Here is a 21,677-nt window from a genome sequence, read left to right on the forward strand (position 1 = left end):
ACTCAAAGAACAGGTGCCATGACTAGTTACCCACAATTTATTACTGCCGCTACGCTGGCTATTAGCAGCCTTTGTTTTACTGCCTCATTAACAGCACAAACGGTGACGCCACAAGCGCCAACGGTTGCTGCCAAAGGCCATATTCTTATTGACTATAATACGGGTACTGTTCTGTCGGAAGAAAACGCCGATATGTCTTTAGCCCCTGCCAGCCTGACCAAAATGATGACGATATACGTTATCGGCATGGAATTAAAACAAGGCAATATCAGCCTTGATGATATGGTCACCATCAGCGAGCGCGCCTGGTCGAAAAACTTTCCGGGTTCATCATTAATGTTTATTGAAGTGGGCACTCAGGTCTCCGTTGCTGATTTAAGCCGCGGTATCATGATCCAATCTGGTAATGATGCTTGTGTGGCGATGGCTGAGCATATTGCCGGTACCGAAAGCGCTTTTGTTGATTTAATGAATGCCCATGCTGAACGTTTGGGTATGAACAACAGCCGTTTTAGTAACAGCCACGGCCTGCATTTAGAAGACCAATACACCACGCCTCGTGATATGTCTTTGTTATCACAAGCGTTAATTCGTGATGTACCTGATTTGTACGCGTTGTATTCTGAAAAAGAATTTAGTTACAACAATATCCGTCAATCAAACCGTAACTCCTTGTTGTGGGATCGCAGTTTAGAAGTCGACGGTATTAAAACCGGTTATACCAAAGAAGCCGGTTATAGCCTGATCACCTCAGCGGTGCGTGAAGATATGCGCTTAGTCTCTGTGGTGATGGGTACAGCCAACGAGCGCGCTCGTGCCGCAGAAAACAAAAAACTGTTAACTTATGGCTTTCGCTTTTTTGAAACCTTTGCCCCTTATCAAGCTGGTGAAAAAATCAGTGAACAACGTATATGGCAAGGCAGCAAAGAAAGCATTGCGCTGGGTTTAGCTAAAACCAACAGCATCACGTTGCCACGCGGGCAGCGTAAAAGTTTAAAAGCCGAAGTGCGCTTGGATCAGCAGCTGGTTGCCCCCATATCTGCGGGACAAGTAGTCGGTCAGTTATATGTGCAGGTAGCAGAGCAAGATGTGGCTATCTACCCGCTGGTTGCACTGGAAACCGTTGAACAAGGTGGTTTTTTCAGTCGGTTAGTTGACTACGTTAAAATGAAATTCAACTAAGTCTAGGTGCGGCAAGAAAAGAGTCCCGGCAGCTGTCGGGATTTTTTGTTAAAATACCTAAGACAATGCAAAAGAGACAACAACATGGTTACTGAAGTAAAAAACACCAAATTTGATGAGTATCTGGAATTCCCCTGCCAATTTAATTTTAAAGTGCTAGGGATTGCAGAAAGCCGTTTGGTTGACGATGTGATGATGGTGATCCAGCAACATACTGAGGCCACCGATTACAGCCCATTGGTTAAACCTAGCGCCAAAGGTAATTATCATTCCGTCTCGGTGAAAGTCACGGTAACCAGTAAAGAACATATTGAATTGCTGTACACCGAACTTGGCAAAATTGAACTGGTACGTTACGTCCTGTAAGGCAGCTAAACATACCATAAAGTTCGTATTAGCCAGATAATTCATTATAATGCAGCCAGTTTTTTACGGAGTTAGCCGTGTCTGTTAATGAACAACTTGTGATCCGTGATTTAGGACTACAAGATTACACTCACATCTGGCAACAGATGCAGCAATTTACCGATAATCGGCATAGCGATACACCCGATGAAATTTGGCTATTGCAACATCAGCCGGTATTCACACAAGGCCAAGCGGGGAAAGAAGAACATCTGTTATTTCCTGGCGATATTCCGGTGGTTAAAGTCGATCGCGGCGGTCAAGTTACTTATCATGGCCCTGGCCAGTTAGTGGTTTATGTCTTATTAGATATTAAGCGGCGTCAGCTTGGTGTTAGAAACCTAGTGACCATGCTAGAGCAAATATTGGTCGAACTGCTACAGCGCTACCAGATTAATGCCGCGGCTAAAGCAGATGCGCCTGGCGTCTATGTCGATGGCGCTAAAATTGCTTCATTAGGTTTACGCGTGCGCAAGGGTTGCACCTTTCACGGCTTAGCACTAAATGTTGATATGGACTTAACCCCCTTTCAACGTATTAATCCTTGTGGGTATGCCGGCTTGCAAATGATCCGTAGCGCTGATCTGGGTGGACCACAAAGCATCGCCGAAGCGAGTAAACTGATCGCAGAATTATTTCAACAGCACTTGGCCATTACAGTACCAGTGTTCAAAACGGGGTTAGAAAATTAATATGACCAAAACAGCACGTATGGAACCCGGCGTTAAATTGCGCGATGCCGAAAAAATGGCGCTGATCCCTGTTAAAGTGTTACCCACCGAGCGTGCAGAAATGCTGCGCAAGCCTGACTGGCTAAAAATCAAATTACCGAAAAGCTCTGAACGTATCGACGAAATTAAAGGGGCACTACGCAAACACGGTTTGCATTCGGTCTGTGAGGAGGCATCATGCCCTAACCTCTCTGAGTGTTTTAATCATGGTACGGCAACCTTTATGATCTTGGGTGCTATCTGTACCCGTCGTTGCCCATTTTGTGATGTTGCGCACGGTCGACCATTACCACCGAGCGCCGAAGAGCCAGAAAAACTCGGCCTAACCATTCGCGATATGAAATTAAAATATGTGGTGATTACCTCAGTCGATCGCGATGATTTACGCGATGGGGGTGCACAGCATTTTGCGGACTGTATTGACGCCATCCGGAAATACAACCCCGAAATCAAAATTGAAGTATTGGTGCCCGATTTCCGTGGTCGGATGGATGTGGCATTAGACATCTTAAGCAAAAGCCCACCGGATGTGTTTAACCACAACTTGGAAACAGCACCACGCCTCTATAAACTGGCTCGCCCGGGTGCCGATTACAAATGGTCACTGCAGCTGTTAAAGCGCTTTAAAGAAGCGCACCCAAACGTCGCGACTAAATCTGGCTTAATGGTGGGTTTAGGCGAAACCACAGAAGAATTGCTGGAAGTGCTGCGCGATCTGCGGGAACACAAGGTTGACATGCTAACCGTAGGTCAGTACTTACAACCGAGCAAACACCATTTACCGGTAAAACGTTATATGCCACCGGCCGAGTTTCATGAAATCAAAACCTTTGCCGACAGCATCGGTTTTAAACATGCCGCCTGCGGTCCTTTTGTACGCTCAAGCTATCATGCTGATCGCCAAGCCGCGGGTGAAGATATTCTTAGTCATAAAATCTAACTAAGGTTTTGCTTGGTAAAAAACGCCGCGTTTATCGCGGCGTTTTGCTAAAAAGCTTTTACACCATCTGAAGCCTGTTGCGACAACCGCTCTCTCGCTTATTAACTGCCTTATAAAATCGACAGAGCTTGATTAAATTATACAAAGCGATTTCCGTTATAGCTGCTAATGGTTTAAGCTTAAAACAACTAATTAAAAGGTGGGTATGATGGAGCAACGGCATAACAAGCGTGTAAGATTTTTTAGCGAAGCCTTTTTAGTAGCTGCGGGTAAACGCTATCCTACCGAGATTTTTGACTTATCGTTAAAAGGTGCTTTAGTCAAAAAACCTAGCGAGCCCTTACCAAACAAAACTGAGCCTATGTTACTGCAATTGCAATTAAGTGGCTCGACCGAAGTACTGACCATGCAAGTCACCATTGCACATGAGCATGCCGATTACTTAGGGCTACATTGCACAAAGATTGATATTGATAGCATCAGCCATCTGCGGCGTTTATTAGAATTGAATCTTGGTGATCCTGAGCTATTAAGCCGTGAATTAGCTGAGCTGAGTAATCTGGACTAACCTTCCACCTGTAACGCCGCAATCGCGGCCGGATAACCAAAGGCAGCAGCCGCTTGCATATAGCGTTGCCAGTGCTGCCACGCCTGTTGTTGCCGCGCTAAAAATGCAAAATAATATTGTACGGGCATTAATTGCTCCGGCTTTGCTAATTGCTGCTGTAACAGCTGCCAATATAACGGCGGTAATGGCGCCTCAAGATGGCGCATTGGGTTAAGCGCCGCGATCGGTCGATAAGCCTGCATATTCACCGCGCGACAGGTGTCTACCGGTGTAAGCGCTAAATCAGTACGGTTATCAATGCCATATTGCTGTTGATAACGGGCAACCAGCTCAGGGCTATTTCCGATCAACAAATTCGGTGCTATACGACCCGCTCGACATACCGCACGCGCACTGAGCGCTGACAGCGCATACTCATCTAAAAAACCGGCAATATGTAGAAACTCATGGCGTAGTAAGGCTAAATTAGCTTGTGCCGGTAACTGCACAATACCGTTGTTGTAACTGGCCACGCCGCGCCCCGCGATCACGAGTAATTGCTGAAAATCACCCGCTAACACGGCGTCGCTTAACGCTTGATAATCACAGTGTATTCTAGCAGCCGTTACCTCTGAACAATTTAAGGCGGTGCTGGTAATACGCAGCAACGGCTTAAAACATACCGGCAAACTCGCCAATTGCGGATCTGCCTGCCAAGCTTGCTGCAGGCTGTGCCAACTACGTTCGCCCTCGGCTTGCGTCACAACCGGTTGCAGCGTTAAACGACAACCTGTTGGGCTTTGCCAAGCAACAGACATATTACCCGAGCTTTCTGGCCATAAGCCTAACTCCGACAAGATACTGTTCGGTAAGTCTGCGATTAGCTGTGGTTGCTCTACTAACTGCTGTTGCAACCAATGCGCGGTTGCTAAAGGCCCTTCAAGCCGCTGCTGCAATTGAATAGCATGTAAAAATGCATCGCTCGCGCCCAGCATAGCAGCATGGCGCCACCACTGCAGCGAGGCTTCTAGCTCGTTGCTTGCCAAGCGCTGCTGTGCCACGGTGCGAGCCGCTACGGCATCGGTTTGCGCTTTGGCCAGTAATTGTTGCTCGGTTGTCGACGACGACGGCTGACAACCCAACAGGCATAGAAAAACAAAAAAGCCAGCAAGCCGGCTTTTTTTCAGGAACTGACTTAACTTAGTTAAGATCAACTTGGGCATCACTGAGTGCTTCACCACGAAGGCGCGCCATTTCTAATCGTGCATAACGATGTTCAACAAACTCATAAACATTGGTTGCCAAGGCTTGATGGTAGTAGATCATCGCTTGGGCATTATTACCCTGGGCTTGATGCCATTTCGCTAAGTAAAAGTAGCTTTCGCATAGACGTTCCGCTAACTGTTTACGATCGCTGACATCTTGCAACATGCTTTGCAATAACGCTTCTTCACTGAGTTGGCCCGCATAAAAGCGTACCAAATTGGTACTCCAATCGGTGGGTTCTAAGCGAGCAAGTTGTGCCGTTAAACTGGCTAGTGCAGCAGTTGCATCGGTTTCAGCAAAGCCAATATAGCGCCATAAGATCCGGTAAGGGTCGTCAGGCTTCGCTTGCAAAAACTGTTGAAAATCAGCTTGTGCAAGATCATTACGGCCTGCGTAATAAAAGGCGATAGCGCGATTAAGATAAGCAAAATCATAATCCGGCGCTAACTCAAGCGTAGAATCAAAAGCTTCATACGCCTGATCAAAATTACCGCTAAGCGTGTAATGAATACCCATAAAATTATAGGCATCGGCCATGTCAGGCTTAAAACGCAAAGCGCGCATAAAGTCTAAACGCGCCAACGAACGCAAACCAACGCTGTCGTACATCACGCCACGGTCATAAAACAACTGGGCACTTTGCTCATCTGTCAGCTCAGCCCGTTGTAGAATTTCCGTTAAACGGGCAATGGCCAGTTCATTACGATAAGGCACTGGCAAAGGCTCTGGCGTTAACCAAGCTTGTTGCATAGTGGCTGCAGGTTGCTGAGCGCAACCTGCTAAGCTCATTAGCCCCGTAAACAGGGCTAGCGGTAAGAGCACTCTTTTCACGTTAAGCTTCTGTTGGTGCTTCAGCAGCAGGCTTAGCCGCTGCTTCTTTGATGCTTAAACGTACGCGACCTTGCTTGTCAACTTCTAACACTTTAACGTCAACTTTCTGGCCTACTTGTAAGTGGTCAGCCACATTTTGCACGCGCTCATCCGAGATTTGTGAAATGTGCACTAAGCCATCTTTACCAGGTAACACGTTAACGAAAGCACCGAAATCAACGATACGCACTACTTCACCTTGGTAAATGGTACCCACTTCGATCTCAGCAGTAATCGCATTGATTTTGTCGATAGCGATTTGCGCAGCTTTAGCCGTGGTTGCAGCAATTTTGATGCTACCGTCGTCTTCCAGCTCAATCGTTGTGCCTGACTCTTCAGTGATTTGACGAATCACTGCGCCACCTTTACCGATAACTTCACGGATTTTCTCCGGATTAATCTTCATGGTGTAAATACGTGGTGCATATTCAGACATCTCTTCACGGTGACCACTAATGGCTTGATCCATTACGTTCAGGATATGTAAACGCGCAGCTTTCGCCTGTTTTAACGCCGTTTGCATGATCTCTTTGGTAATACCGTCGATCTTGATGTCCATTTGCAGAGCAGTAATACCTTCCGTAGTACCGGCCACTTTAAAGTCCATGTCACCTAAGTGATCTTCATCACCTAAGATGTCAGATAAGACTACGAAATCGTCGCCTTCTTTTACCAAGCCCATCGCGATACCGGCTACAGACGCTTTGATAGGTACACCGGCATCCATTAAGGCTAATGATGAACCACAAACTGAAGCCATGGAGCTTGAGCCGTTTGATTCGGTGATTTCAGACACGATGCGTACCGTGTACGGGAAGTCTTCGAAGTCAGGCATTACGGCTAACACACCGCGCTTCGCTAAACGGCCATGACCGATTTCACGGCGCTTCGGTGAACCAACCATACCGGTTTCACCCACACAGTACGGCGGGAAGTTGTAGTGCAACATAAAGGTATCAGTTTTCGCACTTAACAAGTCGTCGATGTTTTGCGCATCGCGCGCAGTACCTAAGGTACAGGTGACTAACGCTTGCGTTTCACCGCGAGTAAATAAAGAAGAACCGTGCGTACGTGGTAAGACACCCGTCATTACACTTAAACCACGGATCATCTCTGGATCACGGCCATCGATACGCGGCTCGCCTTTAGTAATACGGCTGCGCACGACTTTACTTTCTAAGTCGTGGAAGATATCGCCAAATTCGTTTTTATTCAGCTCTTCGCCTTCCGCTAACTCTTCTGTTAACTTCGCTAATAAGGCATTTTTAATTTCAGCAATACGCTCGTAACGTTTGGCTTTTTCTGTAATTTGGTAAGCTTCACCCAGATCAGCCGTTGCCAGTTCAGCAACTTTAGCAATCAACGGTAAGTTTTTCGCTGGAGCTTGCCAGTTCCAAGGTGTTTTTGCCGCTTCAGCCGCTAATTCGTTGATGGCATTAATAGCAGTTTGAAATTGCTCATGACCATACATGACTGCGCCTAACATCACGTCTTCTGACAGGATGCTCGCTTCAGATTCAACCATTAATACTGCGTTATGCGTACCGGCAACAACCAAGTCTAATTTCGAGCTTTTTAGCTCTTCTTCAGATGGGTTTAACACATATTGATTATTGATATAACCAACACGGGCAGCACCGATTGGGCCTGCAAATGGAATACCTGATAAAGCTAACGCAGCAGAAGTACCAATTAACGCTACGATATCCGGTTGAATTTCAGGCTGTACCGACACAACCGTGGCGATAACTTGCACTTCGTTAGTGAAGCCTTCTGGGAACAAGGGACGGATCGGACGGTCGATTAAACGACTGGTTAAAGTTTCGCCTTCACTTGGCCGACCTTCACGTTTGAAAAAGCCACCCGGGATCCGGCCAGCTGCATACATTTTTTCCTGGTAGTTTACGGTTAAAGGAAAGAAATCCTGACCAGGTTTAGGTTCTTTCTTACCAACGACAGTTACTAAAACAGAAGTATCTCCCAGGCTGGCCAGTACTGCGGCATCTGCCTGACGGGCGATTACGCCGGTTTCTAAAGTGAAAGTATGTTGGCCAAACTGAAATGATTTTACGATGGGAGTCACGTGTGTATTTCCTTAATCTTAATCGCCGAATTGCGATGTTTTTCTCTGTGTTTTTTACCTACACAGTATACTCTGTAACCTGTTACAAAAGATAGTTCAACACTTGGACTAACTTATTTTAAAAGGCATAAAAAAAGAGGCTAAAAAGCCTCTTTTTTATTACAGCGTTAATAATTAACGACGTAAGCCTAAACGGCCGATCAGAGTAGCATAACGCTCCTGGTCTTTGCCTTTTAAGTAATCTAAAAGTTTACGACGCTGGCTAACCATACGTAACAAACCACGACGAGAGTGGAAATCGTGTTTGTGCTCAGCAAAATGACCTTGCAGGTGAGTGATTGACGCAGTTAACAGGGCAACCTGTACTTCTGGTGAACCAGTATCGCCGGCTTTAACAGCGTAATCAGCAACGATTTGTGCCTTAACGGCAGCGCTTAATGACATGGTATGTCTCCAAATGTGAGTGAACTAAGATACGCTCACCGCCGATCACTCATCCAGCGGCAGCAAAACTGCTGCGCATTTTACCCGCCCTTGATGAGCTTTACAAGGTAAGTTAAGCGCTCAGTAACGATAAATTGACTAAACGACGACTACGAAGCTCTCCGCTCTCAATCGTGCCAATGCCAATAAACTGTGCCACCTGATTATACAGTTTTATACTGTCAATATCGGCATGGCTTAGCTGACAGGTTTGGCCATGCATAAGTGCGTGCTCTTGCTGAGCATCCAAGGTCAACGCTGGTATAGCAACCAAACCCGCGTCCATCGGCAATAATAAGTTGTCCAGCGCGGCCCAATCAGCAGCGGTGTTGAGTGGTTCCAGTGCGCTTGGCGCGAGCATTTGCGCTGCCGTAAAAGGACCTACTTGGATCCGATGTAACGCAGCCACATGCGCACCACAGCCCAAAGCTTCACCTAAATCATCAATTAACGTGCGAATGTAAGTCCCTTTAGAGCAATGCACAATAAAATCGGCACGATCACCTGTACGCTGGACTAATTCGAAACGAAAAATACTGATAGGCCGTGCCTCGCGCGGAACTTCAATACCTTGGCGTGCATATTTGTATAAGGGTTGGCCTTGGTATTTAAGCGCTGAAAACATGGTCGGCACTTGTAAAATATCACCTCGCAACGCTTGCATAGCCTGTTCGAGATCGCTGTCAGTAAACTGTACCGGCTTTTCACTGATCACTTCCCCTTCAGCATCGCTAGTGCTAGTACGAACACCAAACAGGGCAGTCACTTGATAAGTTTTATCGGTATCCAGTAAAAACTGACTAAACTTAGTGGCTTCACCAAAACAAATGGGCAGTAAGCCAGACGCCATCGGATCTAAGGCGCCAGTATGACCGGCTTTAGCCGCTTGATATAACCAGCGTACTCGCTGCAAAATACCATTACTGCTCACTTCTAAAGGCTTGTCTAATAACAAGATACCATGCACTTGCCGAGCGTTTTTCCGCGCCCGCATTACTCTTCCTCGCCGCCTTTATGCTGCTCTTCCGCTGGCTCATCGTCGTTGTGACCGATTTCTTGGCGTTTACGTTGATCTTCTTGCCGTACCGATGCCACCAAGGTGGCCATCCGGATACCTTCGTTTAGCGACTGATCAAAAGCAAAACGAATGTGTGGCACGATGCGCGTCTCAATACGTTTACCAATTAAACTGCGCACATAACCGGCGGCATCATTCAAAATCTTTAAGTTGTCTTCGACTTTCTCGTTATCCATACCTAAAAAGGTGACAAATACCTTGGCATGCGATAAATCGCGAGACACTTCAACATCAGAAACGGTGATCATGCTGTGCAAGCGCGGATCTTTAATCTCACGTTGCAGGATCACCGCCATTTCTTTTTTCACTTGCTGTGAAAGCCGGTCTACCCGGGAAAATTCTTTGGCCATACCTTATTTCCTTGTTGCCCTGCTCAGCATTTTTGCTACTGAGTCATATTGGCATAAACACAACAGGGGCAACACGTGCCCCTGTATTAACGTGTCACGTCATCTATTATAGAGTACGTTCGACCTGAATAGTCTCGAACACTTCGATCTGGTCGCCTTCGCGCACGTCGTTGTAGTTCTTTACACCGATACCACATTCAAAGCCATTTCTAACTTCATTCACGTCGTCTTTAAAGCGACGTAGTGATTCTAGCTCACCTTCGAAAATGACCACGTTATCACGCAGTACGCGGATTGGAGCATTTCGCTTGATTAAGCCTTCGGTAACCATACAGCCTGCAACAGCGCCAAACTTCGGCGAACGGAATACGTCACGAACCTGTGCTAAACCAATGATTTGCTGTTTAAACTCTGGTGCTAACATACCCGTCATCGCCGCTTTGACTTCGTCTAACAGTTCATAAATGATGCTGTAATAACGTAAATCTAGGCCTTCTTCTTCAACCAGTTTGCGCGCAGTACCATCGGCACGTACGTTGAAACCAATAACGATTGCTGATGATGCAGCAGCCAAGGTCACGTCAGTTTCAGTAATACCACCGACGCCTGAGCCAACAATCCGAACCTTCACTTCGTCTGTAGACAACTTCATCAAGGATTCAGTGATCGCTTGCACCGAACCTTGTACGTCACCTTTAAGAACGATATTCAGTTCAGAAACGTCACCTTCAGTCATGTTAGCAAACATGTTTTCCAGTTTAGATTTCTGCTGACGAGCCAGTTTTACATCGCGGAATTTGCCTTGACGATACAAGGCCACTTCACGGGCTTTACGCTCGTCTTTCACCACGGTGACTTCGTCACCGGCTTCCGGTACGCCAGATAAACCTAAGATCTCAACAGGAATTGACGGCCCAGCAGTTTTGATTTCTTTACCGTTTTCGTCACGCATTGCCCGCACACGGCCATATTCAAAACCACACAGCACCACATCGCCTTGCTTTAAGGTGCCTTCCTGAACCAGGATAGACGCCACAGGACCACGGCCTTTGTCTAAGCGTGATTCAATAACCACACCACGACCTAAACCTTTATGTACGGCTTTTAGTTCAAGCAATTCGGCTTGGTTCAAGATCGCTTCTAACAGATCATCAATACCTTCACCTGTTTTCGCAGATACTGGAACGAACTGTGTATCGCCACCCCAATCTTCTGAAATAACATCGAACTGTGATAATTCATTACGTACCCGATCTGGATCCGCTGAAGGCTTATCAATCTTGTTCACAGCAACCACTAAAGGCACGTTACCGGCTTTAGCATGTTGGATAGCTTCGCGAGTTTGTGGCATTACGCCATCGTCCGCCGCAACAACTAAAATAACGATATCGGTTGCTTTCGCACCACGAGCCCGCATTGAAGTAAAGGCCGCGTGACCGGGTGTATCAAGGAAAGTCACCATGCCACGTTCAGTTTCTACGTGATAAGCACCGATATGCTGAGTAATACCACCGGCTTCGCCTGCGGCCACTTTCGCTTTACGGATGTAGTCCAGTAGTGAGGTTTTACCATGGTCAACGTGCCCCATAACAGTCACAACCGGCGCTCGTGATTCTAATTCGCCCTGACCTTCACGATCAGACATGACCGCTTCTTCTAACTCGTTTTCTTTAGTCAGGGTAAATTTATGACCCATCTCTTCACAAACGATCGCGGCAGTTTCTTGGTCGATAACTTGGTTGATAGTCGCCATAGCGCCCATCTTCATCATCGTCTTGATCACTTCTGAAGCTTTAACGGCCATTTTAGAGGCCAGTTCAGCAACCGTAATGGTCTCACCAATTTTCACATCACGCTCAACAGGTTGTGCCGGCTTATTAAAGCCATGCTGCATACTGGTAGGCGTTTTCTTTTTCTTGGTGTGGCGATTAGCACGATTAAAGGCTTCTTTATCGTTACCATCGTCTTTCTTTTTACCTTTAGCTGGTGGGGCTTTTTTACCCACACCACGACGACCGGCACGCTCTTCTTTGGCGTCCACTTCGTCTTCAGCTTGCTTGGCAAATTCATTACTGGTTAAGTGATAATCGTCTTTTTCAGTCGATTTAGCCTTTTCTTCCTGCGCCCAACGCTCGCTGTTTTCTTCGGCTAATTTACGCGCGGCTTCAGCTTGCTTCTTGGCTTCTTCTTCTAGCTTACGCAGTGATTCAGCTTCTTGTTGCTGACGAATATGTTCAGCTTCTTTGCGCGCTTCTTCTTTCGCTGCACGACGAGCCGCTTCTTCCGGATCGTCTTTTAATAATTGTGCTTGCTTGGCTTCTTCGCGTTTTTTTGCTTCAGCGGCTTTGCGTTCCGCTTCTTCTTTCGCTTTAGCCATTTCTATTTCACGGGCTTTTTGTTCCGCTTCTTGACGAGCACGGTTGGCTTCAGCAATGGCTTTTTCTTCAGCTAAACGCGCTTCTTCTTGCGCTTTCAATGTTTCAGCATCAACTACCGGTTTTTTGATAAAGGTTTTTTGCTTACGCACTTCAACCTGGATCTCACGGTTACGGCCTGCGCCGCCAGCTACACTCAAGGTGCTCTTTTCTTTGCGTTTCAGCGTTAACTTAGCTGGCTCTGGCGCTTTTCCGCCATGGGCTTTGCTCAAGTGCTCTAGTAATTGTTTTTTCTCTTCTTCAGTTACCGATTGGCCTTTGGCCTTGGTAATACCTGCATCAGCAAATTGTTGGACTAACCGATCAACAGTTGTACCGACATCACTGGCCAGCTTTTCTATGGTGACTTCTGCCATTTGTGTTGTTACCTCCGTTGACTACTCAGTTACTTTCATTAAACCAGACAATATTACGAGCAGCCATTATTAACTCTGCAGCTTTATCTTCTGTCATTTCAACTAATTCTAATAAATCATCCACACCCAGTTCAGCCAAATCATCAAGGGTGGTCACCCCTTTGCTGGCGATAACATAAGCGGTATGCGTATCTAAACATTCTAAGGCCAACAATTGTTCTGTTGGCTTGGCATCTTCCAGTGATTCTTCACTGGCCAATGCGCGTGTGGTCAGAATATCTTTGGCGCGGTTACGCAGTAACTCAACCGTTTCTTCATCTAAACCATCGATTGACAACAATTCGCTAATAGGCACGTAAGCTACTTCTTCTAGCGTAGAGAAACCTTCGTCAACCAGCACATCAGCAAAGTCTTCATCGATTTCAAGTGCGTCCATAAATACCTGACGAACTTTAGCCGTTTCTTCTTGATGCTTTGCTTTCATGGCAGCAACTGACATGACGTTCAGTTCCCAACCTGTTAATTGGCTTGCTAAACGCACGTTTTGACCATTACGACCAATCGCCATCGCCAGATTTGACTCTTCAACAGCGATATCCATAGAGTGGGCATCTTCATCAACAATGATAGAAGCAACTTCAGCCGGCGCCATAGCGTTAATTACAAATTGAGCATCGTTATCGTCATACAACACGATATCAACCCGCTCACCACCTAGCTCGTTTGATACGGCTTGAACACGTGAACCACGCATACCAACACAAGCACCTACAGGATCAATGCGACGGTCATTGCTTTTAACCGCAATCTTGGCACGTGAACCTGGATCGCGCGCTGCTCCGCGAAGTTCAATCATTTCTTCGCCAATTTCTGGCACTTCAATGCGGAACAACTCTAACAACATTTCTGGCTTGGCACGGCTTAAAAACAGCTGTGCACCACGAGCTTCTGGTTTTACATCAAATAATAATGTACGAATACGGTCACCTGGGCGATAGGTTTCACGCGGTAACATTTCTTCGCGTGGTAACATAGCTTCAGCGTTGTTACCTAAATCGACGATAATACTTTCACGATTCACTTTTTTAACCACGCCGGTGACTAACTCACCCACTTGGTCAATATACGCTTCAACAACTTGTGAACGTTCAGCTTCACGTACTTTTTGTACGATAACTTGTTTCGCCATTTGCGTGGTGATACGGTCAAATTCGACAGAGTCGATTTGCTCTTCAACAAAATCACCTAACTTAATGTTTGGCTCGTCATACTGTGCTGCTGATAAAGTCATTTCACGGTATGGGTGTTCCATGACGGCATCATCTGCGATCACTTCCCAACGGCGGAAAGTATCATAACTACCGGTTTTGCGATCGATGCTAACCCGAACTTCAATATCGCCTTCATTTTTCTTTTTAGTGGCGGCGGCTAATGCAAACTCCAGTGCTTGGAAAATCTTTTCCCGTGGCACTGATTTTTCATTTGAAACCGCATCAACAACTAATAATATCTCTTTTGCCATTATATGCCTCGCTTTGACGCTAACCCGGGACGCTTAAAAAACCGGTACCACGTTTGCTTTATCAATATTATCGAAAAGCAAACTATAGGGTTTGCCATCCACTTCTATTACTAACATGTCGCCATCGAAGCTTGTTAGTAACCCTTTGAATTTACGTCGACTATCTTGAGGTATCGTTAATTTAACCTCAAGTTTATGGCCAACATATTGGGAGAATTGTGCTTCGGTGAACAACGGCCGATCCAAGCCTGGTGAAGATACTTCAAGGGTATACTCTGTTGGGATTGGATCCTCAACATCCAGCAAAGCGCTGATTTCTCGACTGATCAGGGCACAGTCTTCGACTGTAATGCCATCTGCTTTATCGATAAACACTCTCAGTGTGGTATGACGACCGGCTCGCACCAGTTCGATACCCCACAATTGATAACCGGCTGTCTCCACAGTCGGCGTCAGCAGCTCTGTTAGTTGCTGTTCTTGTTTAGCCAAAAAAAACCTCCGAAACACAAATAAAAAATGGGCAAAGCGCCCATTACTGCATAAACACTAACTCCAGATACGAAAAAGCCCCGAACAAGCGGGGCGAATTCACATCCAATCATTACGCATATCGCCAATGCGCAATGAATATTTAATGGGGCGGGAGTTGTATCAACATCTACGACCGCTGTTACGACACCTCTTTCAAAGACTTATTAAACTTGTAGCAGTGCGCCTAACCTGTTGAGTTAAGAATTGTTGCATCAACTATTAGTAATAAGTTTAAACTGAAAGTTGGTTGCGGGAGCCGGATTTGAACCGACGACCTTCGGGTTATGAGCCCGACGAGCTACCAGGCTGCTCCATCCCGCGTCCGTAACTGGTGCACATTATATAGTGCCTGTACTGATAGCGCAAGCTACTGCTTACGTTAATTTGGTGCCGAGAGCGGGACTTGAACCCGCACGTCCGAAGACACTACCCCCTCAAGATAGCGTGTCTACCAATTTCACCACCTCGGCGTATAAAACTTAATTACCTACCGGGATGTCGTTAACGTCATCTTTCTTGGCAGGAGCCTGTTCGGTTGTTACCGGAACAGATTGGAAAAAATCTGAGCCATCATCTGGCTTGCTTTGCTTAGCGGTTAAGTTACCTAATACTAAGCTCAACATAAAAAATAAAATTGCCAAAAAGGTAGTGGTTTTCGTTAAGAAATTACCTGTACCGCTTGAACCAAATACTGTACCAGAAGCACCAGCACCAAATGCTGCGCCCATGCTAGCGCCTTTACCGTGTTGAATTAACACTAATAAAATAAGGGCTAACGAAACTAACAAATAACAAATTACAAATAAATCGTACATGCTTATTCCTTTGCACTAAGGCAAATTTGCGCAAATTCTTCGGGTTTTAAGCTAGCACCGCCAACTAAAGCACCGTCTATGTCTGGTTGAGTAAATAATGCAGCACAATTTTCTGCATTAACACTGCCACCATATAAAATTTTTACCTGTTGCGCCGCGTCGGCATCATACTTAGCTAACTCAGCACGGATAAAGGCATGTATCTGTTGTGCCTGCTCCGGAGTTGCTGACTCACCAGTACCTATCGCCCAAATCGGTTCATATGCTAGCACCGATTTCTGCAGCAATTCGGGGTGCGAAGCATACACTGCCGCTAACTGTTTCGCAATAACCTGCTCGGTTTTTTCTTGCTGCCGTTCTGCTAACGTTTCGCCAATACATAAAAGGGGTGTTAAGCCTGCAGCGACTGCAGTGGCTACTTTTGCAGCAATTAGCTGATCAGTTTCAAATTGATATTCACGACGTTCAGAGTGCCCTACTAGTGCATAACGAGCGCCAGCCGCTAACAACAATTCAGCACTTATTTGGCCGGTGTAGGCACCCGCTACATGCGCACTGATATCTTGACCGCCTAGCTGAAAAGCATGCGCTGTTGGAAAAGCGCTTAGCAACGTAGCGGGAGGGCAGATTAAAATATCCACTTGCGGTGCTATTGATTGCAATGTTGTGCTGATCATATTGACCAGCGCTGATGAGCCATTCATTTTCCAATTGGCGGCAACAAGCTTTTTACGTGACATTAGGCAGTATCCTTAGCTTACACCTGTTGATAGTAACTAAGCTTCTGCTTTAGAACAAGCTTTAGCCGCGGCAGCGCGGCTAATTGTCTATTTATTAACTCATCCTAACTGGCAATTTTTACTGCATCAGCAATTTTTTCAGCATATTGACGAACGGTGTCGGCATCTTCACCTTCAACCATCACTCGGATCAATGGCTCGGTACCTGATTTGCGGATCAGCACGCGGCCCTTTCCTGCCAGATCGCGCTCTACTGCAGCAATACATTCTTTTACGTTAACTTTTTCTAATGGCGTAGAACCTTTAGCAAATTTCACGTTGACCAGTACCTGCGGTAACTTGCGCATATCGCTCATTAATTGCGCCAAGCTTTTGCCGCTAGAGAGCATAGCAGTGAGGACTTGAAGTGAGGCAATAATACCATCGCCGGTGCATGTGTAATCAAGATTTAACACATGGCCAGAATTTTCACCGCCAATGCGCCAGTTCTTTTCTCGGAGTAATTCCATAACGTAACGATCACCTACGGCACTGCGCGCAAACGGGATATCCAATTCAGCTAAAGCTAATTCTAAACCCATATTGCTCATTAAGGTGCCAACAACACCACCTTTTAAAGTACCGGCTTCTTTGGCAGCACGTGCAATGATATAAACAATCTCATCACCATCAAGCACGCGACCATGTTGATCGACCATCATCACGCGATCACCATCGCCATCATAGGCAATACCCAGATCAGCTTGTTTTTCTAACACGGTTGCGCGTAACAACTCAGTATGTGTTGCGCCGCACTTTTCATTAATATTTAAACCATCTGGCTTACAGCCGATCGCGATAACTTCAGCACCCAGTTCTTTAAAAACCGCAGGTGCAATATGGTAAGTTGCTCCATGAGCACAATCGATGACGATTTTTAAACCACTGAGCGACAAGTTGTTATTAAGGTGACTTTTACAGAATTCAATATAACGACCCGCCGCATCATTGATACGCTCTGCTTTACCGAGCTTTTCTGACGATTCACAAATCATTGGTTGTTCAAGCTCGTGCTCAATCGCCAATTCAATCTCATCCGCCAGTTTCATACCATCAGCGGAGAAAAACTTAATGCCATTATCATAATAAGGATTATGTGAAGCACTAATCACAATACCGGCTTCGGCTCGGAAAGTACGCGTTAAATAGGCGACGGCAGGTGTAGGCATTGGGCCCAATAAGCGCACATCAATACCGGCGGCAATTAAGCCTGCTTCTAATGCCGTTTCTAATAAATAACCTGAAATACGCGTATCTTTACCGATCAATACTTTGCGTGTACCGCGCTGAGATAATACTCGACCCGCGGCCCAACCCAATTTCATGGCAAATTCAGGGGTAATAGGAAATTCACCAACGCGACCGCGTACACCATCAGTTCCAAAATATTTTCTTGTCATTATTTAACTCCATAACGGGCCGCAGCAGCAACGCGTACTGCTTGCACACTTTCTTTAACATCATGCACACGAATAATTTGTGCGCCAGCATAAGCCGCTAAGCTAGCACATGCAAGACTGCCAGCAAGCCTTTCTGACGTTGGTAACGCTAGTAACTGGCCAATCATACTTTTACGTGACATACCGGCAAGCACCGCATAACCGCTTGCCACAAATTGATCTAATGCGGCTAACAACTGATAATTATGCGCTAAGGTTTTACCAAAACCAAAACCAGGATCGAGCACAATTTGACTAGCAGGAATGCCTGCTTGCTGACATGCCTCTGCTCTGGCCAATAAAAACGCCAGTACTTCAGGTACCAGTTGCTGATATTGTGGATCATGTTGCATGGTACGAGGCGCCCCTTGCATATGCATAATGCAAACGGGAACTTGCAACGCAGCGGCAGTTTCTAGTGCCGCAGGTGCTTGCAAAGCACAGACATCATTAATCATATCGGCGCCAGCCTGAACGGCCGCTGACATCACCTCAGCTTTACTGGTATCAACCGAAATGGCACAATCAAAACGTTGGCGTAAAGCGCTGATTACAGGGATAACTCGCGCTAATTCTTCAGTTAAGCTAACGGCTGCAGCGCCTGGTCGTGTGGACTCACCACCGACATCGAGAATGGTTGCGCCGTCAAGCAACATTTGCTCCGCACTAAATAAGGCTTGATCCAGTACTTGGTGTTTACCACCATCTGAAAATGAATCAGGGGTAATATTTAATATTCCCATGATTTGTGGTCGATCTAAACTAAGAGAACGTTGCCGAGGTAACTGTAACTGCATGTGGCTTACTCCGCTAAAAACAAAACCCCGGACAAGCCGGGGTTGTTATTATAACTGCTTTGATAAGGCATGTAAGTGACTTAGTGCACGTTGCCTTCAGAGGGTTTATCCGTTGCGGTAGGCGCAGCAGATGGCGCTGACTTATCATCATCGCCGCCTTTACTGTCCTTATCACGCGGTTCCCAGTTTTCAGGCTGGCTAACTGCTTTACGCTCCATCAACTCTTTAATCTGACGTGCATCAATGGTTTCATACAACATCAGCGCATCTTTCATGGCATGTAAAATGTCCATGTTTTCATCTAGCAGCTGTTTTGCCCGATTATAGTTACGATCGATAATGGCTTTGATTTCAGAATCGATAATCGAGGCGGTCTCATCTGACATATTGTTCGATTTGCCCATGCTACGGCCTAAGAATACTTCACCTTCTTCTTCAGCATATAACAACGGCCCTAACTTCTCAGAGAAACCCCATTGTGTCACCATGTTACGAGCAATCGAGGTCGCGTATTTAATATCTTGCGAAGCACCGGTCGACACCGCATCTAAACCGTAAATCACTTCTTCTGCTAAACGCCCACCATAAGCAACGGAAATTTTACTTTCTAGCTTACGACGGCTAACGCTAATGGCATCTTGCTCTGGTAAAAAGAAAGTCACACCCAAAGCACGGCCACGCGGAATAATCGTCACTTTGTGTACAGGATCATGCTCAGGAACTAAACAACCAATAATGGCATGCCCCGCTTCATGATATGCCGTCATTTCTTTCTCGGCATCCGTCATCACCATAGAACGGCGTTCTGCCCCCATCATAATCTTGTCTTTAGCACGTTCAAACTCTTCCATGCTAACAACTCGGCGATTACCTCGAGCGGCAAATAACGCTGCTTCGTTGACCAAGTTTGCCAAGTCAGCACCTGAAAAACCTGGTGTACCTCGTGCAATAACACTGGCTTTCACATCATCTGCCATCGGTACTTTACGCATGTGTACTTTTAAAATTTGCTCACGACCGCGCACATCGGGTAAACCGACCACAACTTGACGATCAAAACGGCCTGGACGCAGTAACGCTGCATCAAGCACATCGGGACGGTTCGTTGCAGCAATAATAATCACGCCTTCGTTGCCATCAAAACCATCCATTTCGACCAGCATTTGGTTAAGCGTTTGCTCACGTTCATCGTGACCACCACCTAAACCGGCACCACGCTGACGGCCTACGGCATCAATCTCATCGATGAAGATAATGCAAGGTGCAGCTTTTTTGGCTTGGTCGAACATATCCCGTACCCGAGAAGCACCAACACCCACGAACATTTCAACGAAATCAGAACCGGAAATGGTAAAGAAAGGCACTTTTGCTTCGCCAGCAATCGCTTTTGCTAACAGCGTTTTACCTGTTCCTGGCGGGCCCACCATTAAAATCCCCTTAGGGATCTTACCGCCGAGCTTCTGGAAACGTGAAGGGTCGCGTAGATATTCAACCAACTCTGAAACTTCTTCCTTTGCTTCGTCACAGCCAGCAACATCAGCAAACGTAGTCTTAATTTGGTCTTCACCCATTAAGCGCGCTTTGCTTTTGCCAAACGACATGGCGCCTTTGCCACCGCCGCCTTGCATCTGACGCATAAAGAAAATCCAGACACCGATTAACAACAGCATTGGGAACCAAGAGATAAAGATGGTAGCTAACCAGCTACTTTCTTCGGGTTTCGCACCCAGTACCCGAACGTCGTTGTTATAAAGGTCTTTGATCAGGTCAGGGTCATTCACTGGCAACACGGTTTCAAAACGCTCACCGCTGCGCTTAACGCCCGTAATCACGCCTGAACGCTCAATCTTCACTTCGCGGATCAGCCCCTGATTAACTTCTTTTACAAACTGGGTGTAGCTAGTCTGGCGGTCGGTGTTTTCACTCGGCCCAAAGCTATTGAATACTGACATCAGTACAACAGCGATTACTAACCAGACAATCAGATTTTTTGCCATGTCACTCAAGGTTATAACCTCATCTTTACTCTAAAAATCATTAATACCGGACTACTTTACTAAAGTTTAAAGCCGGTGGCCACGATATATGTCTCGCGTGAACGGGCACGCGACGAATCAGGCTTACGAATTTTCACATTACTAAAGGCGGCGCGTACATCTTTCAGGAATTGCTCAAAACCCTCTCCCTGAAACACTTTGACTACAAAACTGCCATTTTGCTTCAAAACTTTTTGGCACATGTCTAATGCCAACTCAACTAAATAAACAGAACGGGCTTGATCGGTAGTGTCATTGCCACTCATGTTCGGTGCCATATCAGATAATACCACATCTACGGTTTTACCACCGATCCGGCTCAGTAATGCCTCTAAAACAGCTTCCTCTCGAAAATCACCCTGTAAAAAAGCGACCCCGGCCAATGGATCCATGGGTAAAATATCACAGGCAATGACCGTACCCTCTTTACCCACTAATCCCACCACAAACTGAGACCAACTACCAGGGGCTGAGCCTAAATCTACCACTGTCATACCCGGTTTAACCAATTTGTCTTGTTGCTGGATCTCTTCTAATTTAAACGCAGCACGCGAACGTAAGCCCAGTTTTTGCGCTTTTTGTACAAATTGATCATCAAAATGCTCTTTTAGCCAACGCGATGAACTGGCTGAGCGTTTTTTCTTAGTCATGTTACTACTCTTAAATAGTCTTATGCTGTAGATGGCGCTACAATAGGCATAATTCAAGCTTTTCTACGGATATTCTAACCTTATGAGTTTAACCAATAAACAAAAACAATTTTTAAAAACCAAAGCCCATGATTTAAAACCCGTTATTTTACTAGGCGGTAACGGTTTAACAGAGGGTGTGGTTGCTGAAATTGATAACGCTTTAAACTTTCATGAATTAATTAAAATTAAAGTGCCAGGCGAAGATAGAGAACAAAAAGTGTTGATTATGGATGCGATTGTCAGAGAAACCAACGCTGAAAAAGTTCAGGTTATCGGCAAAATCTTGGTTTTATTCCGCCAGTCGCAAGAAAAAAAGATCCATTTGCCACGCGGTTAAATA

General features: G+C 46.0%; 21 protein-coding genes and 2 tRNA genes. 6 read left to right on the forward strand and 17 right to left on the reverse strand.

Annotation, left to right across the window (positions count from 1 at the left end; genetic code table 11):
* The first annotated feature begins 18 nt into the window (after window positions 1-18).
* The 5 genes from ACUJFK_RS14885 (at window position 19) to ACUJFK_RS14905 (ending at window position 3,826) form a co-directional block, all read left to right on the forward strand.
* Window positions 19-1,182 (forward strand): serine hydrolase, encoded by a 1,164-nt coding sequence (locus ACUJFK_RS14885; protein WP_226751226.1) that lies wholly within the window; start codon window positions 19-21, stop codon window positions 1,180-1,182.
* An 84-nt stretch (window positions 1,183-1,266) separates the two neighbouring features.
* Complete coding sequence (gene ybeD, locus ACUJFK_RS14890; RefSeq protein WP_226751225.1) at window positions 1,267-1,548, forward strand: DUF493 family protein YbeD; 282 nt, start codon at window positions 1,267-1,269, stop codon at window positions 1,546-1,548.
* Between the two features lie 77 nt (window positions 1,549-1,625).
* A complete protein-coding gene (gene lipB, locus ACUJFK_RS14895) occupies window positions 1,626-2,279 on the forward strand; it encodes a lipoyl(octanoyl) transferase LipB (RefSeq protein WP_445425333.1) in 654 nt (217 codons plus the stop codon).
* A 1-nt stretch (window position 2,280) separates the two neighbouring features.
* On the forward strand, window positions 2,281-3,258 hold the full coding sequence (gene lipA, locus ACUJFK_RS14900) for a lipoyl synthase (RefSeq protein WP_445425334.1): 978 nt from the start codon (window positions 2,281-2,283) through the stop codon (window positions 3,256-3,258).
* A gap of 205 nt (window positions 3,259-3,463) precedes the next feature.
* Entirely contained in the window at window positions 3,464-3,826 is a 363-nt protein-coding gene (locus ACUJFK_RS14905) for a PilZ domain-containing protein (RefSeq protein WP_445425335.1), read from the forward strand.
* On the opposite strand, the gene ACUJFK_RS14910 is transcribed toward ACUJFK_RS14905, so the two are convergent.
* The 17 genes from ACUJFK_RS14910 to rlmE all read right to left on the reverse strand — a co-directional run bounded on the left by ACUJFK_RS14910 (window position 3,823) and on the right by rlmE (window position 21,295).
* Window positions 3,823-5,028 carry a hypothetical protein gene (locus tag ACUJFK_RS14910; RefSeq protein ID WP_445425336.1) on the reverse strand — a complete coding sequence of 402 codons (1,206 nt, stop codon included), beginning with the start codon at window positions 5,026-5,028 and terminating at the stop codon, window positions 3,823-3,825. The two genes, ACUJFK_RS14905 and ACUJFK_RS14910, sit on opposite strands and share 4 nt — an antisense overlap.
* Window positions 5,006-5,902: a lipoprotein NlpI gene (gene nlpI / locus ACUJFK_RS14915; protein ID WP_306177604.1), complete on the reverse strand. Its 897-nt coding sequence runs from the start codon at window positions 5,900-5,902 to the stop codon at window positions 5,006-5,008. The genes ACUJFK_RS14910 and nlpI overlap by 23 nt, the downstream gene beginning before the upstream one ends.
* A gap of 1 nt (window position 5,903) precedes the next feature.
* Window positions 5,904-8,024 (reverse strand): polyribonucleotide nucleotidyltransferase, encoded by a 2,121-nt coding sequence (pnp, locus tag ACUJFK_RS14920; RefSeq protein ID WP_445425337.1) that lies wholly within the window; start codon window positions 8,022-8,024, stop codon window positions 5,904-5,906.
* A 174-nt stretch (window positions 8,025-8,198) separates the two neighbouring features.
* Window positions 8,199-8,468 carry a 30S ribosomal protein S15 gene (gene rpsO, locus ACUJFK_RS14925; RefSeq protein WP_226751218.1) on the reverse strand — a complete coding sequence of 90 codons (270 nt, stop codon included), beginning with the start codon at window positions 8,466-8,468 and terminating at the stop codon, window positions 8,199-8,201.
* A gap of 112 nt (window positions 8,469-8,580) precedes the next feature.
* Window positions 8,581-9,501, reverse strand: coding sequence for a tRNA pseudouridine(55) synthase TruB (gene truB / locus ACUJFK_RS14930; RefSeq protein ID WP_445425338.1), 921 nt, complete (start codon window positions 9,499-9,501; stop codon window positions 8,581-8,583).
* Window positions 9,501-9,935, reverse strand: a complete 435-nt coding sequence (rbfA, locus tag ACUJFK_RS14935; protein WP_445425339.1) for a 30S ribosome-binding factor RbfA — start codon at window positions 9,933-9,935, stop codon at window positions 9,501-9,503. Before rbfA ends, truB begins: the two co-directional genes overlap by 1 nt.
* Before the next feature lie 106 nt (window positions 9,936-10,041).
* Complete coding sequence (infB, locus tag ACUJFK_RS14940) at window positions 10,042-12,726, reverse strand: translation initiation factor IF-2 (protein ID WP_226751215.1); 2,685 nt, start codon at window positions 12,724-12,726, stop codon at window positions 10,042-10,044.
* 25 nt (window positions 12,727-12,751) lie between these two features.
* Window positions 12,752-14,248, reverse strand: a complete 1,497-nt coding sequence (gene nusA / locus ACUJFK_RS14945) for a transcription termination factor NusA (protein ID WP_226751214.1) — start codon at window positions 14,246-14,248, stop codon at window positions 12,752-12,754.
* Window positions 14,249-14,281: 33 nt separating this feature from the next.
* Window positions 14,282-14,737: a ribosome maturation factor RimP gene (gene rimP / locus ACUJFK_RS14950; protein WP_306177607.1), complete on the reverse strand. Its 456-nt coding sequence runs from the start codon at window positions 14,735-14,737 to the stop codon at window positions 14,282-14,284.
* Window positions 14,738-15,023: 286 nt separating this feature from the next.
* Window positions 15,024-15,100 (reverse strand) — tRNA-Met (locus ACUJFK_RS14955).
* A gap of 64 nt (window positions 15,101-15,164) precedes the next feature.
* A tRNA-Leu gene (locus ACUJFK_RS14960) sits at window positions 15,165-15,249 on the reverse strand.
* A gap of 9 nt (window positions 15,250-15,258) precedes the next feature.
* A complete protein-coding gene (gene secG, locus ACUJFK_RS14965; RefSeq protein ID WP_229586337.1) occupies window positions 15,259-15,594 on the reverse strand; it encodes a preprotein translocase subunit SecG in 336 nt (111 codons plus the stop codon).
* 2 nt (window positions 15,595-15,596) lie between these two features.
* Window positions 15,597-16,334 carry a triose-phosphate isomerase gene (tpiA, locus tag ACUJFK_RS14970; protein ID WP_226751211.1) on the reverse strand — a complete coding sequence of 246 codons (738 nt, stop codon included), beginning with the start codon at window positions 16,332-16,334 and terminating at the stop codon, window positions 15,597-15,599.
* Window positions 16,335-16,438: 104 nt separating this feature from the next.
* Entirely contained in the window at window positions 16,439-17,776 is a 1,338-nt protein-coding gene (gene glmM, locus ACUJFK_RS14975) for a phosphoglucosamine mutase (protein WP_445426794.1), read from the reverse strand.
* On the reverse strand, window positions 17,773-18,609 hold the full coding sequence (gene folP, locus ACUJFK_RS14980; RefSeq protein WP_445425340.1) for a dihydropteroate synthase: 837 nt from the start codon (window positions 18,607-18,609) through the stop codon (window positions 17,773-17,775). The genes glmM and folP overlap by 4 nt, the downstream gene beginning before the upstream one ends.
* 80 nt (window positions 18,610-18,689) lie before the next feature.
* On the reverse strand, window positions 18,690-20,606 hold the full coding sequence (ftsH, locus tag ACUJFK_RS14985) for an ATP-dependent zinc metalloprotease FtsH (RefSeq protein ID WP_445425341.1): 1,917 nt from the start codon (window positions 20,604-20,606) through the stop codon (window positions 18,690-18,692).
* A 59-nt stretch (window positions 20,607-20,665) separates the two neighbouring features.
* Window positions 20,666-21,295 (reverse strand): 23S rRNA (uridine(2552)-2'-O)-methyltransferase RlmE, encoded by a 630-nt coding sequence (rlmE, locus tag ACUJFK_RS14990; protein WP_226751208.1) that lies wholly within the window; start codon window positions 21,293-21,295, stop codon window positions 20,666-20,668.
* Between the two features lie 82 nt (window positions 21,296-21,377).
* Between rlmE and yhbY the strand changes: the two genes are divergently transcribed.
* Window positions 21,378-21,674 (forward strand): ribosome assembly RNA-binding protein YhbY, encoded by a 297-nt coding sequence (gene yhbY / locus ACUJFK_RS14995; RefSeq protein WP_226751207.1) that lies wholly within the window; start codon window positions 21,378-21,380, stop codon window positions 21,672-21,674.
* The last annotated feature ends 3 nt before the right edge of the window (window positions 21,675-21,677 follow it).

Source organism: Alishewanella sp. HL-SH06 (genome assembly GCF_052656265.1).

Coding starts and splice junctions, on each gene's coding strand:
- ftsH (WP_445425341.1), bottom strand. CDS start 20,606: ATGGCAAAAAATCTGATTGTCTGGTTAGTAATCGCTGTTGTACTGATG.
- infB (WP_226751215.1), bottom strand. CDS start 12,726: ATGGCAGAAGTCACCATAGAAAAGCTGGCCAGTGATGTCGGTACAACT.
- rpsO (WP_226751218.1), bottom strand. CDS start 8,468: ATGTCATTAAGCGCTGCCGTTAAGGCACAAATCGTTGCTGATTACGCT.
- ACUJFK_RS14885 (WP_226751226.1), top strand. CDS start 19: ATGACTAGTTACCCACAATTTATTACTGCCGCTACGCTGGCTATTAGC.
- nusA (WP_226751214.1), bottom strand. CDS start 14,248: ATGGCAAAAGAGATATTATTAGTTGTTGATGCGGTTTCAAATGAAAAA.
- folP (WP_445425340.1), bottom strand. CDS start 18,609: ATGCAGTTACAGTTACCTCGGCAACGTTCTCTTAGTTTAGATCGACCA.
- secG (WP_229586337.1), bottom strand. CDS start 15,594: ATGTACGATTTATTTGTAATTTGTTATTTGTTAGTTTCGTTAGCCCTT.
- ybeD (WP_226751225.1), top strand. CDS start 1,267: ATGGTTACTGAAGTAAAAAACACCAAATTTGATGAGTATCTGGAATTC.
- lipA (WP_445425334.1), top strand. CDS start 2,281: ATGACCAAAACAGCACGTATGGAACCCGGCGTTAAATTGCGCGATGCC.
- rlmE (WP_226751208.1), bottom strand. CDS start 21,295: ATGACTAAGAAAAAACGCTCAGCCAGTTCATCGCGTTGGCTAAAAGAG.
- tpiA (WP_226751211.1), bottom strand. CDS start 16,334: ATGTCACGTAAAAAGCTTGTTGCCGCCAATTGGAAAATGAATGGCTCA.
- yhbY (WP_226751207.1), top strand. CDS start 21,378: ATGAGTTTAACCAATAAACAAAAACAATTTTTAAAAACCAAAGCCCAT.
- ACUJFK_RS14910 (WP_445425336.1), bottom strand. CDS start 5,028: ATGCCCAAGTTGATCTTAACTAAGTTAAGTCAGTTCCTGAAAAAAAGC.
- truB (WP_445425338.1), bottom strand. CDS start 9,501: ATGCGGGCGCGGAAAAACGCTCGGCAAGTGCATGGTATCTTGTTATTA.
- rbfA (WP_445425339.1), bottom strand. CDS start 9,935: ATGGCCAAAGAATTTTCCCGGGTAGACCGGCTTTCACAGCAAGTGAAA.
- ACUJFK_RS14905 (WP_445425335.1), top strand. CDS start 3,464: ATGATGGAGCAACGGCATAACAAGCGTGTAAGATTTTTTAGCGAAGCC.